The 14,093-nt window shown below is 69.6% G+C and carries 11 protein-coding genes; 3 read left to right on the top strand and 8 right to left on the bottom strand.

Annotated features, from left to right (window positions below):
- Positions 1-65: 65 nt before the first annotated feature.
- The 6 genes from D8M34_RS11530 to D8M34_RS11555 all read right to left on the bottom strand — a co-directional run bounded on the left by D8M34_RS11530 (position 66) and on the right by D8M34_RS11555 (position 7,947).
- Positions 66-2,318: an exo-beta-d-1,3/1,6-glucosidase gene (locus D8M34_RS11530; protein ID WP_126894059.1), complete on the bottom strand. Its 2,253-nt coding sequence runs from the start codon at positions 2,316-2,318 to the stop codon at positions 66-68.
- Entirely contained in the window at positions 2,318-3,466 is a 1,149-nt protein-coding gene (locus D8M34_RS11535) for an ABC transporter permease (RefSeq protein WP_085604727.1), read from the bottom strand. The genes D8M34_RS11530 and D8M34_RS11535 overlap by 1 nt, the downstream gene beginning before the upstream one ends.
- Position 3,467: 1 nt before the next feature.
- Complete coding sequence (locus tag D8M34_RS11540) at positions 3,468-4,556, bottom strand: ABC transporter permease (RefSeq protein ID WP_085604724.1); 1,089 nt, start codon at positions 4,554-4,556, stop codon at positions 3,468-3,470.
- Positions 4,553-5,359 carry an ABC transporter ATP-binding protein gene (locus D8M34_RS11545; protein ID WP_085604721.1) on the bottom strand — a complete coding sequence of 269 codons (807 nt, stop codon included), beginning with the start codon at positions 5,357-5,359 and terminating at the stop codon, positions 4,553-4,555. The genes D8M34_RS11540 and D8M34_RS11545 overlap by 4 nt, the downstream gene beginning before the upstream one ends.
- Positions 5,356-6,180, bottom strand: coding sequence for an ABC transporter ATP-binding protein (locus D8M34_RS11550; RefSeq protein WP_025104001.1), 825 nt, complete (start codon positions 6,178-6,180; stop codon positions 5,356-5,358). Before D8M34_RS11550 ends, D8M34_RS11545 begins: the two co-directional genes overlap by 4 nt.
- Positions 6,181-6,285: 105 nt before the next feature.
- Entirely contained in the window at positions 6,286-7,947 is a 1,662-nt protein-coding gene (locus D8M34_RS11555; RefSeq protein ID WP_085604718.1) for an ABC transporter substrate-binding protein, read from the bottom strand.
- Positions 7,948-8,100: 153 nt separating this feature from the next.
- Here D8M34_RS11555 and D8M34_RS11560 point away from each other — a divergent pair, with 153 nt between their 5' ends.
- Together D8M34_RS11560 and D8M34_RS11565 are read left to right on the top strand one after the other, a co-directional pair.
- Positions 8,101-8,742, top strand: coding sequence for a TetR/AcrR family transcriptional regulator (locus D8M34_RS11560; protein ID WP_126894060.1), 642 nt, complete (start codon positions 8,101-8,103; stop codon positions 8,740-8,742).
- A 109-nt stretch (positions 8,743-8,851) separates the two neighbouring features.
- Entirely contained in the window at positions 8,852-10,099 is a 1,248-nt protein-coding gene (locus D8M34_RS11565) for an amidohydrolase (protein ID WP_126894061.1), read from the top strand.
- 15 nt (positions 10,100-10,114) lie between these two features.
- On the opposite strand, the gene D8M34_RS11570 is transcribed toward D8M34_RS11565, so the two are convergent.
- Together D8M34_RS11570 and D8M34_RS11575 are read right to left on the bottom strand one after the other, a co-directional pair.
- Positions 10,115-10,819, bottom strand: a complete 705-nt coding sequence (locus tag D8M34_RS11570; RefSeq protein WP_126894062.1) for a GTP pyrophosphokinase — start codon at positions 10,817-10,819, stop codon at positions 10,115-10,117.
- Between the two features lie 10 nt (positions 10,820-10,829).
- Positions 10,830-11,918 carry a VanZ family protein gene (locus D8M34_RS11575; protein ID WP_126894063.1) on the bottom strand — a complete coding sequence of 363 codons (1,089 nt, stop codon included), beginning with the start codon at positions 11,916-11,918 and terminating at the stop codon, positions 10,830-10,832.
- A 224-nt stretch (positions 11,919-12,142) separates the two neighbouring features.
- On the opposite strand from D8M34_RS11575, the gene D8M34_RS11580 reads away from it, so the two are divergent.
- Positions 12,143-14,092 carry an APC family permease gene (locus D8M34_RS11580; protein ID WP_396654571.1) on the top strand — a complete coding sequence of 650 codons (1,950 nt, stop codon included), beginning with the start codon at positions 12,143-12,145 and terminating at the stop codon, positions 14,090-14,092.
- The last annotated feature ends 1 nt before the right edge of the window (position 14,093 follow it).

Consider the following 14,093-nt stretch of genomic DNA (forward strand, 5'->3'; position numbering starts at 1 on the left):
CCGAGACCCCGCCTCCGCCGCGCGGACACGATGGGGTCTCGGCGGGAAAGCGGGGTCTCGGGGAATCAGGAACGGGAGATCTCGAAGGGGGCGGGGAGGAGGTGCTCCTCGCGGGAGCTGGGGCCGACGAGGAGCGTGAAGGCGCCGGGCTCCACGGTCCGGACGCCGGCGGCGGTCACGATCGTGCAGTCCGCGACGGGGACCTCGATCCGCACGCGCGCACTCTCCCCCGGCGCGAGGTCGACCTGCCGGAAGGCCTTGAGCTCGCGGTCGGTCCAGCTCACGCTCGTCACCTCGTCCCGCACGTACGCCTGCACGGTCTCGCGGACGGGCCGGTCCCCCGTGTTCGTCACGGTCACGTGCCCCACCACGGTGGCGCCGAGGCGCAGCTCCGTCTGCTCCAGCTCCAGCTCCGCGTACGTCACGGTCGTGTACGACCGGCCCTCTCCGAAGGCCCACGCGGGCGCCTGGGTGAGGTCGGCGTAGCGGTCGCCGTGCTGACCACGGATCTGGTTGTAGTAGGTCGGCTGCTGCCCGACGTGCCGCGCGAACGAGATGGGCAGCCGGCCCGAGGGCTCCACGGCACCCGTGACGATGTCGGCGAGCGCCCGTCCGCCCTGCATACCCGGATTCGCGGCCCAGACCACCGCCGCCGCCCGCTGCACCGAGGGCGGGAGCACGAGCGGCTTGGACGCGAGGAGCACCACGACGACGGGCTTCCCGGTGTCGATGAGCGCGTCGAGCAGGGCGTTCTGGCCGCCGATGAGCTCCAGCGTTGCCGTGGACCGCCCTTCGCCCACGAGCTCGATGCGATCGCCGACCACCGCGACCACGACGTCGGCGGCCTCGGCAGCGGCCACCGCCTCCGCGATGAGCGCAGGATCCGGCGGGCACGGCTGCACCACGGGAGGACGCGGCTGGTTGTCCGGGAAGTGCGTGCCGCGGGGGTCGTCGGCGAGCGTGAGGATGTCGGCGCCGCGTGCATGCGTGACCGTCCACGCGTCCACCGCACGGAGGCCGTCGAGCACGGTCGTGATCATCTCGCGGGGCTGTCCGTCGAGCCAGCCCGCCTGACCCGAGCCGCCGGCCCAGTCGCCGAGCTGCGTCTGCGCGTCGTCCGCGAGCGGCCCGGTCACCGCCACCCGCAGCGGCGCCGCGGCATCCAGCGGCAGCACGCCGTCGTTCTCCAGGAGCACGAGCGAACGGCGCGCGATCTCGAGGTTGAGTTCCGCGTGCGCGGCGCTGCCGACCACGGCGGACACGTCGTCGCGGGGCAGCCGGGGGTCCTCGAAGAGCCCGAGTTCGAACTTCAGCGTGAGGATGCGGGAGACCGCGTCGTCGAAGGCGTCCTCCGGCAGCAGCCCCCGGGCGACCGCGTCCAGCGCCCCCTCGAAGAACCCGGGCGTGGTCATCACCATGTCGTTCCCGGCGCGCACCGCGGCGGCCGCGGCATGGGTGAGGTCGGGCTGCACCCGCTGCTCCCACACCATCCGGCCCACGTTGTCCCAGTCCGTGATGAGGGTGCCGGTGTAACCCCACTCGCCGCGGAGCACGTCGCTGAGCAGCCACTCGTTCAGCGTGATCGGCACCCCGTCGGTCGTCTGGTAGCCGAGCATGAACGTCCGGCAGCCCTCGCGGGCGACCCGCTCGAACGGCGGCAGGAACCAGGAGCGCAGCTTGCGCGGGGAGATGTCCGCCTCGCTCGCGTCGCGTCCGCCCTGCGTCTCCGAGTAGCCGGCGAAGTGCTTGGCCGTCGCGAGGATGGCCGTGGGGTCGTCGAGCCCGTCGCCCTGATAGCCGCGCACCATGGCCGAAGCGAGCTCCCCGATGAGGAACGGGTCCTCCCCGAACGTCTCCCCCACCCGCCCCCAGCGCAGGTCGCGGGCGATGCACAGCACCGGCGAGAACGTCCAGTGGATGCCGGTCACGGCGACCTCCTCGGCCGTCGCCCGCGCCACGCGCTCGACGAGTGCCGGATCCCAGGAGGCTGCCATGCCGAGCTGCGTGGGGTAGATCGTGCCTCCGGGCCAGAACGAGTGGCCGTGGATGCAGTCCTCGCCCACGAGCAGCGGGATGCCGAGCCGGGTCTGCGCGACCAGGGCGGCAGCCCGCCGCAGACGCTCATCCGAGGCGTGCAGGATCGATCCCGCGTGCCGCCGGAGCACGTGGTCGTCGATGTCGTCGCGGGCGTCGAGCTGGAGCATCTGCCCGACCTTCTCATCCACCGTCATCCGGCTGAGGAGGTCGGCCACGCGTTCGGGGATCGAGAGAGCGGGGTCCTGATACGGGAGTTGCGTGGTCAGAGTCTGAGAGGTCATCACTTCGTGTTCTGGTTCGTGTGCGGTGTCGCGGTGTTCGCGGAGTCGGTGGCGCCGGAAGCGCCCGGCGAGGTCGCCGACGATACGGGATCGGGAGCCTTCTTCGGCAGGGGCACGCTGCGGACGGCCGTGACGGCGTCGTTCACGTTCAGCCCCTTCTTCTTCATCGCCCTGGCCCGCTCACCGGCCGACCGCAGTCGCGGATTGACGTACTCGTCGATGCCGAAGTTGATGAGCGAAAGCGCGACGCCGATGATCGCGATGCAGAGCCCGGCCGGCACGTACCACCACCACAGTCGCGGGAAGGCACCGTTCTGCTGCGCCCAGAACAGGATGGTCCCCCAGTTGAGGTTGCTGACCGGGATCACGCCGATGAAGGCCAGGGTCGTGAGACCGAGGATGGCTGCCGTCACGGTGCCGACGAAGCTCGAGGCGATGAGCGCCATGAGGTTCGGGAGCATCTCGACCGTGATGATGCGGCGCAGCGGCTCGCCGTTCGCGCGGGCGGCCTGGATGAAGTCGCGGTTGCGCAACGACATGGTCTGCGCGCGCAGCACCCGGGCGCCCCACGCCCACCCGGTGATCCCGAGCACCGCGGCGATCACGATCAGCGGCGGGTTCTCGAACTGCGAGGCGATGATGATGATCAGCGGGATGCCGGGGATCACCAGGAACACGTTGGTCAGCGCCGACAGCGATTCGCTCTTCCAGCCGCGCACGTAGCCGGCGATCACACCGATCGTGATCGCGATGATCGTGGCGATGAACGCCGCGAGGAAGCCGACGACGATCACCCCGCGGGTGCCGTAGATGATCTGGCTCAGCACGTCCTCACCCATGTGCGTCGTGCCCAGCCAGTGCTCCCAGGATGGCGGCTGACGCAGCGCCGTGCGGTCCTTCTGGGTCGGTCCGTACGGGGCGATCCACGGGGCGAAGATCGCGATGAGCACGAACGCCCCGAGGATGAGGAGGCCGGCGATCGACTTGGGGTTGCGGAACATCGCGAACGCCTGCGCGAGCTGCGACCAGAAGGTCTTGCGGGGCGGCGTCCCGGCCGGCGGGGTGCGCAGCGTGGCGGTCTCGGGCATGCCGGAGACGACGGCCGATCCGTCCGGCGCTGTGTTCGCTGCGGTGGTGGGGACGGTCATGTCAGGACTCCATCTGGCGCGTGCGCGGGTCGAGGTAGGCGTAGACGACATCAGCGAGGATGTTGGCCACGAGCACCGACAGCGTGATCACGAGGAACACGCCCTGCATGAGGGCGAAGTCCTTGGCGTTGGTCGCGTCGAGCAGCAGCTTGCCGACACCCGGATAGCTGAACACCATCTCCATGACGATCGTGCCGCCGACGATGAAGCCGATCGACAGCGCGAAGCTCTGGATCTGCGGCAGCACCGCGTTGCGGGCGGCGTAGCCCCAGAGCACGCGCTTGTTGGGCATGCCCTTCGCCTGCGCGACCGTGATGTAGTCGTCGTCGAGCACCGTCAGCATCATGTTGCGCATGCCGAGCACCCACCCGCCGAGCGAGGCGACCACGATGGTCAGAGCCGGGAGCGTGCCGTGCATGATCACCTGGCCGATGAAGTCGAGGCTCCATTCCGGCGACTGCCCCTTGTCGTAGGCGTGCGATGAGGGGAACCACTTCAGGGTCGAGGAGAAGATCGCGATGGCGATGAGTCCCAGCCAGAAGTACGGGATCGTGTTGAAGAACGTCGTCACCGGGATGATCGCGTCGAGCTTGCTGCCGCGCTTCCACCCGACGACGGCTCCGAGCAGCGTGCCGATCGCGAACGAGATGACGGTCGCGATGCCGACCAGTCCGAGCGTCCAGGGCAGGGCGGCGGCGAGCACCTCGGCGACCGGCCGCAGACCGTGCAGGGTCGAGATGCCGAGGTCGCCGCGCAGCAGCATCCCCCAGTACTCGAGGTACTGCTGCCAGATGGACTTGTCGGTGTCGATGCCGAGGAGCACGCGCAGGGCCTCCGCCGCCTCGGGGCTCACGGTGCGGTTGCGCGCGAGGTACGAGCTGACCGCGTCGCCCTTCATGAGGCGGGGCAGGAAGAAGTTGATCGTGATCGCCGCCCACAGCGTGAACAGGTAGAACGCCGCGCGACCGGCGAAGAAGCGCCACGGCACCGGCCGCCTGGTGCGCTCTGCCCTGGTCGCCGTGGTGCCGACCTCCAGGGCATCGCGGGCGATGAGGTCGTTGTCGTCGAGCTGGGGGAGAGCGGAGCTCACAGCGCGCCTCCGTTCGATGCCGCCGCGGCGAAGTGCTTCTCCGGATCAGGAGAGGCCGCGCGCAGCTCGCGGGTGTACGGATCCTGCGGGTTGAGGATCACGTCGTCGGCGGTGCCGTACTCGACCACGCGCCCCTGGTTGAGGACCATGATCTCGTCGCTGAAGTGCCGGGCGGTCGCCAGGTCGTGCGTGATGTAGAGCACACCGAGTCCCTCTTCGCGCTGCAAGTCGGCGAGCAGGTTCAGCACGCCGAGCCGGATCGAGACGTCGAGCATCGACACCGGCTCGTCGGCGACGAGGAGCGAGGGACGCGAGGCCAGGGCGCGCGCGATGGCCACGCGCTGCCGCTGACCGCCCGACAGCTCGTGGGGGCGGCGGTCGATCACCGCGTCCGCATCGAGGCGCACCCGGTCGAGGAGCCGACGCACCTCGTTCTCGGTCTCCTTCCTCGGCACCACGTCGTCGAGGCGGAGCGGACGCTCCAGGTGGTAGCGGATGGAGTGGTACGGGTTGAGCGAGGCGAACGGGTCCTGGAACACCATCCGCAGCTGCTGGCGATACCTTCGCAGGCCCTTGCCGCGGCGCGGGATCGGCGTGCCGTCGAGCAGCACCTCGCCGCTGGTCGGGGTCTCGAGCTGGGTGAGGATCTTCGCGATCGTGGACTTGCCGCTGCCGGACTGGCCGACCAGGCCGATCGTTTGGCCCGACGTCAGGGTGAAGCTCACGTCGTCGAGGGCTTTGATCTGCCCGGCGCCTCGGACGTTGTACGCCTTCGTGACATGGCGGAATTCGAGGGTGGTCATCGCACCAGCACCCCTCTCTCCCCGGTGAGCCGGGGGAACGACGACAGCAGCGTCTTCGTGTACTCGTGCTCCGGCTGGGTCCAGATGCGCTCCGCCGTGTCGAGCTCGATGATCTCTCCTTCGCGCATGATCGCGATCCGGTCGCTGATCTCCAGCAGAAGCGGCAGGTCGTGGGTGATGAAGATCACCGAGAAGCCGAACTCGTGCCGCAGCTGGGAGATCTGCTTGAGGATCTCCCGCTGCACCAGCACGTCGAGCGCGGTCGTCGGCTCGTCCATGACCATCAGCTGGGGACGCAGCGCCAGGGCCATGGCGATCATGACGCGCTGGCGCATGCCGCCGGAGAGCTCGTGCGGGAAGGAGCGCACGCGCTGACGGCCGACCTTGACGATCTCGAGCAGTTCCTCGGCCTCGGCACGCCGCTGCCTGCGGTTCATGTCGGGGCGGTGGATCTCGAACACGTCCTCCAACTGGGAGCCGATCGTGGCCACGGGGTTGAGGGCGTTCATCGCGCCCTGGAACACCATCGACACCTTGTCCCAGCGGAATCGCTGCATCGCGTCGACGTCCAGCGCGTTGATGTCGATGTCGATGCCGGTCGCGTCGTGGAAGGTCACGCTGCCGCCGGTGATGACGGCCGGAGCACGCAGCAGGCGCTGCACCCCGTAGGCGAGCGTGGTCTTGCCGCATCCGCTCTCCCCGGCGAGGCCCAGGATCTCGCCGCGCTGCAGTTCGAGTGTCACGTTCTTCACCGCCTCGACGGGTGGATCGACGTCGTACACGACGGAGAAGTCGCGCACGGTGAGCAGGGGATCTGGCATGGGGGTGTCCTTCGTGGGGGGCGGGCCCTTCGACAGGCTCAGGGACCCAGATGGGTGGCTGAGCCTGTCGAAGCCCCGCCGTGGGTGGCTGAGCCTGTCGAAGTCCTACTCGGCGGGCTTCAGCTTCGTGAGGATCTGCACGATGTTCGGCTGCGTCGGGTCGGCGGACGCGTACGTGTCGGTCTCCGACGGCCAGCCGACGTAGTTGCGCGTGTTGAACTCGCCGAGCAGCGGGTGGGCGCCCAGCGGGATGGCCGGCACCTGCTCCGAGAAGATCGTCTGCAGCGTGTCGATCGCGGCGGTGCGCTCCTCGTCGGACGAGGCGTTGGCGTAGGTGTTCAGTGCGGCGGTCGCCTCCGGGTCGTCGAAGCGGCCGAAGTTGAAGCCGGCCTTGCCCTCGGGCGAGATCCAGCGCGGGTCCATGGTCGACGTGTACAGGCCGTACGCCGTGCCGCTGTCCTCCAGCCAGTGGATGATCGCGGAGAACGTGCCGTTGTCGCGGGGGTCGGCCCAGCCGCCCCAGTCGGGCATGTCGATCTTGACCTCGGCGCCGATGCTGTCCTTCACGTCCTCGGCGATGAGCTCCTGCGCCGTGTTCCAGTCGCTCCAGCCGGACGGGACGGAGAGCGTGAACGAGACGGGCGTGCCGTCGGGGTCGATCAGGGCGTCGTCCTTCCAGGTGTACCCGGCGGTCTCCAGCAGGTCACGCGCCTTCTCGGCGTCGACCTTGTAGTCCACGCCCTGGAACTCGGGCTGGATCTCGTCCTCGAGGATCGACGACAGCCCCGTGACCGACCAGACGGCCTCGCTGGCACCCTCGCGTGCGATGTCGACGTAGGCGTCGCGGTCGATCACCCAGGCGAGCGCCTGACGGAAGGCGGGGTCGTCGAACGGCTTCTGCTGCAGGTTCATGAACAGCGTGGCGGAGCCGGTGGTCGGGGAGGCGAGGAACTTGTTGTGCTCGGGGTCGGCCGAGAGGAACTGCTCCTCGATCTGCGGGATGAACGCCTGCGCCCAGTCGGCGTCGCCGTTCGCGAGGGCCGTGGTGAGGGCGGTGTTGTCGCCGTACGAGACGTAGTGCAGCTCCGGCACGGCGAGGTCGCCGCCCCAGTAGTCGTCGCGCGCGTCGAGCGTGACCGACTCGGTCGACCAGTTCGCCATCGCGTAGGGGCCGGTGCCGACGAGGTCGTCACCCGTGACGGGGTCGGTGGCCGGGTCGTCGAAGTTCTCCCAGATGTGCTTGGGGACGATGGGCACGTGCAGCACGCGGGCCTGGTTGACGTACTTGGAGTCGCCGAAGCTCAGCACGACCGTGTCGCCGTCGACCTCGGCGCCCTCGAACTTGAGGCCGGCCGTGTCGAGGGCGGGGATCGAGGCGGTCTCGAAGGAGAAGACGATGTCCTCGGCCGTGAACGGCTCGCCGTCGCTCCAGGTGACGTCCGCGCGAGGGACGACCGTGAGCTGCGTGTAGTCGTCGTTCCACTCGAGGCTCTCGGCGAGCCACGGCGTGACACCGCGGTCGCCGGTCTGGTTCACCAGCGCGAGGGTCTCGAACACGACCTTGGCATAGCCGTACTTCGACGCGGCGGAGTCGCCGACGAACGGGTTGTTCGACTCGGTGGTGATCGCACCGTCGGGCTTCGCGATGGTGAGGGAGGCGGAACCGGCGTCATCGCCGGAACCACCGCCCGCCGAGCATCCGGCGAGCGCCGAGACGCCCAGGACGGCGACCGCGCTGGCGGCGATCAGGGTTTTCGTGAGCTTCATTGCTTCTCCTTGGGCACGGGTCCTTGTGCGGCGTGGCGGCCGACGGATCGCCTCCGACCGCCGCTTTTGCTTACTGTCGAGAAAGTAAGCTGTGGAGAGGTTACCGAGGAGTAAGTTGGTTGGCAAGCAGAGCGGGACGAGGGAGGTGGGTTCATGACGGACGACGTGCACGCTGTCCGGGTGCGCCCGGCCACGCGGGAGAAGCGCGAGCAGATCCTCAAGGCGGCCGTGGAGATCTTCGGCAACAAGGGCTCCACGAACGGCACGCTCGCCGACGTCGCCGAGCAGGTCGGCATCACGCACGCGGGCGTGCTGCATCACTTCGGCTCGAAGCAGAAGCTCCTCCTCGAGGTGCTCGCCTACCGCGACCAGGCCGACGTGGCCGACCTCGCCGAGAAGCACATCCCCGACGGACCGGAGCTGTTCCTCCACCTCGTCCGCACGGCGTTCGCCAACGAGAAGCGGCCGGGCATCGTGCAGGCCTACACGGTCCTGTCCTCCGAGTCGGTGACCGACGACCACCCCGGTCGCGAGTACTTCGAGGAGCGCTACACGACCCTGCGCCGAGAGGTGACGGCGGCGTTCGGCGAGCTCTGCGCGCAGGAGGGCGTGACCGAACCCGCGACCATCGCCGCCGCGTCGGCCGCCATCCTCGCCGTGATGGACGGCCTGCAGCTCCAGTGGCTCCTGCACCCCGAGGTGATCGAACTCGGCGAGACGAGCGAGTTCGCGATCCAGGCGATCGTGAACGCCGTGCTGCGTCCCGGACCCGAACTGCCGACCTACGTGCACTGACCCTGCCGAGACCCCGCGTTCCCGTCGAGACCCCGCCCTCCCGGCGCGGCGAAGCCGGGGTCTCGGCGGAACGCCGGGGTCTCGGCGCACACCCGGCTAGGCTCGGGCCATGACGATCGACCTCGAAGCGCTCTACATCGACCTGCATCAGCACCCCGAGCTCTCGTTCCAGGAGACGCGCACCGCCGGCATCGCCGCCCAGCACCTGCGCGACCTGGGCCTCGAGGTCGAAGAAGGCGTCGGGGTGACCGGCGTGGTCGGGGTTCTTCGCAACCCTTCGACAGGCTCAGGGACCCAGGATGAGGAGTTCCCGCGGCCGGTGGTGTGGGTGCGCGCCGATATGGACGCGCTCCCGGTCGAGGAGCAGACGGGCCTCGCATATGCGAGCACCGCGAGAGGCGTCGACCCCGCAGGCACGACTGTTCCCGTCATGCACGCGTGCGGCCACGACATGCACGTCACCGCGATGATCGGCGCCGTCGAGAAGCTCGTGGCCACGCGCGCGGAGTGGTCGGGCACCCTCGTCGTGCTCATCCAGCCCGCCGAGGAGTACGGCGCCGGCGCCAGGGCGATGCTCGACGACGGCCTGCTCGACCGCTACCCGAAGCCCGACGTGGTGCTCGGTCAGCACGTCACCCCGCTGCCCGCCGGAATCATCGGCGTGCGCAGCGGCACCCAGATGGCCGCGTCGGACGGTCTGACCGTCACCCTGCACGGCCGCGGCGGCCACGGCTCCCGCCCGCACGCCACGATCGACCCGGTCGTGATGGCGGCCGCGACCGTGATGCGCCTGCAGACGATCGCCTCGCGCGAGATCGACCCGCAGGGCGTGGCCGTGGTGACGGTCGGCTCGATCCACGCCGGACTCAAGAACAACATCATCCCGGCCGAGGCGAAGCTCGAGCTCAGCCTCCGCTACCCGAATGAGGACGTGCGGGAGAAGGTGCTGGCGAGCGTCGAGCGGATCGTGCGCGCCGAGGCGATGGCCTCCGGCGCGGAGCGCGAGCCGGAGATCCACACGCAGCACACGCTCCCCGCCACGATCAACGACGAGGAGGCCACGGCGCGGGTCTCGGCGGCGCTGCGTCGGGCGCTCGGGGAGTCGGCCGTCGTCGACCCCGGCATGTTCACCGGCAGCGAGGACGTCTCGTGGTTCGCCCGCGACGCCGAGGTGCCGCTCGTGTTCTGGTTCTGGGGCGGCGTCGACCCCGCCCGGTTCGCCGAGGCCGTCGCCGCGGGCACCGTGGAGAAGGACATCCCCACGAACCACTCGCCGTTCTTCGCGCCGGAGATCCATCCGACGATCGAGGTCGGGGTCACGGCGATGTCCGCCGCCGCCCGCGAGTTCCTGGCCTGACGCGGGTCGGGCTGCTCAGACCTCGACGATCCCCGGCGCGGGCGGAGGGGGCGGCGCGAGCTGCCGCTGCGGCACGCCATGTGCCTCGCGGTGCAGCCGCTCCATGCGGGTGTCGAGTTCGGCGGCGGCGTCGGCGGCGTCGCTGAGACTGTCGACGAGGTGCGCGGGCACCTGGTTGGAGAACTTGTAGTAGATCTTGTGCTCCAGGCTCGCCCAGAAGTCCATCGCGATGGTGCGGAACTGCACCTCGACCGGCACGGACAGCGCGCCCGTCGAGAGGAAGACGGGGACCTCGATGATGGCGTGCAGGCTCTTGTACCCGTTCGGCTTCGGGTTCGCGATGTAGTCCTTCACCGTGCGGACGCTCACGTCGTCCTGCGCGGTCAGCAGATCGAACAGCCGGTAGACGTCCGCGACGAAGCTGCACGTCACCCGCACTCCGGCGATGTCGGTGATCTCGGCACGGATACGGTCGAAGTCGGGGTCGTCGATGCCCTTCCTGGCGATCTTCTCGACGATGCTGTCCGGCGACTTCAGCCGGCTCTTCACGTGCTCGATGGGGTTGTACGCGTGATCGTGGGTGAACTCGTCGCGGAGGATCGAGATCTTCGTCTCCACCTCGCGCATCCCGAACTCGTACTCGCGGAGGAAGCGCTGCAGCTGGTCGCGGAGCTCCTTCGCCTCGGAGATCAGGTGCTCGTCGACGGGGATCACGCTCATGGGGACGACGTTATCGATCCGTGATCGGAAACCCCTGTGGATTCGAGAGCGCGACGCGGGCGTCCTCGAGGTGCTGGCCGGAGAGAAGACCGGGGAGGCCGCGCCCCTGACGGGTGGTGAACAGCAGCACGACCGCGACGAGGATCAGCACCGAGGAGAGCGCGTCGAACACCCCGCCGAGCATCCCGAGAGCCGTGAGTCCGCCGATGCCGCCCGCCCAGCGCAGCAGCCGGGCGAGCGCGGCCGGCAGTGGCGACCCGGTGTAGCGCAGCTGCACGGCGAGGTCTCCCACCGAGCGGCCGGTGACGAGGATGACCACGAGCCACAGCGCACAGGCGACCGCCGTGCTCACCGTGCCGGCGAGCGTGCCGTCGAGCACGGCCTGGCGGTCCTGCACGACGTACTCGAGCCAGAGCTGCACCGCGACGCCCCCGGCGAGCACGACGAACCCGTTCGCGAGTCCGTCGCACAGCATCGCCAGCGCGCGGCGACCCCGGGTGACCGGGCGCGGCTCGTCGGCATCCGCCCGCGCCTGCAGGCCGCGCAGCGACCGGGGCACCACGAGAGCGAGCACCGAGCCGAGCACGGCTCCGGTCGTGTTCGTCATCAGGTCGCCGACGTCGAAGAAGCGGTAGGCGCACGGGTACAGACCCCAGACACCGGTGAGCTGCGTGGTCTCCACGAGCAGCGAGAACCCGAAGCCGGCGACGAGCGCGGTCGGGAGGCCGCGGCCGCCCAGCACGCGGAGGAACGCCCCGAGCGGGACGAACAGCAGCACGTTGAACACGAGCTGGAGCAGGGCGGGCTGGCGCAGCGGGTTGCCCGGCGCCGCGAACGCCTTCTGCACATCGCGCACGACGGACATCGGGTCGGTGATCGCCCCCACGCAGCGGATGGCGTCCGGATCGGGCAGCGGCAGCAGCGTGTACGTCCAGATGGCCCAGAAGTAGACGAGCGCCGCGAGCCAGAGCAGCGTGCGGCCGAGCGAGAGGCGTCCGCGGCGGCGGTAGCTGATCGCGACGAAGGGCACGAAGAGGACGACGCCCGCGGCCAGGCCGATCGCCACGGCGATGACCCCCAGAACGACCTGATCCCCCACTGACGCAAGGATACCGGGAGGCCGTGAGGATTCCGTGAGGGAGCGCCACCGGGCCGTAGGGATTCCGTGAGGATCGCGTGAGGGCGCCTCCGGTCGGCGTAGTGTCGCCGGACGTGTCAGAACAAACGAGGCCGACCCCGGACGCGCCGCCGCGCGCCAAGCGCATCCTGCTCGGCGACCCGCTGACGAGCGCCCAGGTCGACGAGCAGCTCCTCCCCAAGCGCATGGCGCTGCCGATCTTCGCCTCGGACGCGCTGAGCTCGGTGGCCTACGCCCCGCAGGAGCTCGTGATGATCCTGCTCATCGGCGGCCTCACGTTCCTGTCGTTCACCCCGCTCGTCGCCGCGGCCGTCGTCGTGCTGCTGCTCGTGGTGGTGCTCAGCTACCGGCAGCTCATCAAGGCGTACCCCTCCGGAGGCGGCGACTACGAGGTGGCGTCGAAGAACCTCGGCGAGGTCCCCGGGGTGATCGTGGCCGCGGCCCTCCTCGTCGACTACGTGCTCACGGTGGCCGTGTCGGTCGCGTCGGGGGTGGACAACATCATCTCGGCGGTGCCGGCGCTCGACCCGCTCCGCGTGGAGCTCGCGGTCGGCTTCGTCGTGCTCATCATCATCGTGAACCTCCGCGGCGTGCGCGAGGCGTCACTTGTGTTCGCGATCCCCACGTACGTGTTCATCGGCTCGGTCGGCATCATGATCGTCACGGGGCTCGTCCGGACGGCACTCGGCGACGCCCCGATCGCGTCCAGCGCGGAGTTCGCCGTGCAGGCCGAGAGCCTCAGCCAGGCGGCCGTGCTGCTGCTCATCCTCCGGGCGTTCTCCAGCGGCTGCTCCGCGCTGACCGGGGTCGAGGCCGTGTCGAACGGCGTCCCCGCGTTCCGGGCCCCGAAGGTGCGCAACGCCCAGTCGACCCTCGTGCTCATGGGGACCATCGCGATCTGCCTGTTCTCCGGACTCACCGCCCTCGCCCTCATCGCCGGCGTGCACTACGCCGAGAACCCCTGCGACCTCATCGGCTTCGACTGCACGACCCCGCAGCCGAGCCTCATGGCGCAGATCGCCGCGGCCACGTTCGGCGGCGGCAGCATCCCGTTCTTCATCGTGCAGGCGGCCACGGCCTGCGTGCTGCTCCTCGCGGCGAACACCGCCTTCAACGGCTTCCCCCTGCTCGGCGCCGTGCTCGCCCGCGACGGCTACGCCCCGAAGTCGCTGAACACCCGCGGCGACCGGCTCGTGTTCTCCAACGGCATGATCCTCCTCGGGATCGCCGCGATCGCCGTGCTCGTGGTGTTCCAGGCCCGGTTGACGACGCTGATCCAGCTCTACATCATCGGCGTGTTCGTGTCGTTCTCCCTGGGCCAGATCGGCATGGTGCGGCACTGGCGACGGCTGCTCCGGGCACCCGTCCCACCGAACGGAGACGGTGCCGCGGACCGGCGTTCCGCACGCGTGGGGCTGCTCATCAACTCCGCCGGGGCGACGCTCACGGTGCTCGTACTGGTCATCGTGACGATCACGAAGTTCACGCACGGCGCCTACCTCGTGTTCTTCGCCATCCCGGTGCTCGCGTTCCTCATGATCGGCGTCAAGCGGTATTACCGGGACGTCGAGCACGAGATCGCCATCGACGACACCACCCGCTTCGGCGCCTCCGGCGACGTCGCGATCGTCCTCGTGAACCATCTGCAGAAGCCGGTGATGAAGGCCATCGACTACGCGATCGCCGCCAAGCACGACAAGACCCTCGCCGTGCACGTGGCCGTGTCGCAGGACGACGCCGCGCGCCTGCAGCAGGAGTGGACCGACCACCTCGTGCCGGTGCCGCTCGTGATCGTCGAGTCGCCGTACCGCTCGTTCGCACAGCCCGTGACCCAGTTCATCCGGCAGTACCGCGAGAAGCACGGCTCCTCCGTCGTCACGGTCTACCTGCCGCAGTACATCGTGGGGCACTGGTGGGAGAACTTCCTGCACAACCGGCGCGCCCGCCGCCTCGCGAACCAGCTCATGCTCGTGCACGGGGTGTCGATCACCCTGGTGCCGTGGCTGCTCGACTCGTCCGAGCTCATCTACGGCCGGCGCTCGCGTCCGCTGCCCGGTCAGGAGCGGGCGGGGCGGCCGGTCGTGGTGTCGGGGCGCCGGGCGCACCGCCCCGCCGGGCCGCCGTCCGAGTCCTGAC

The sequence above is a fragment of the Microbacterium sp. HSID17254 genome, assembly GCF_003989315.1.
In the GTDB taxonomy this organism is placed as follows: domain Bacteria; phylum Actinomycetota; class Actinomycetes; order Actinomycetales; family Microbacteriaceae; genus Microbacterium.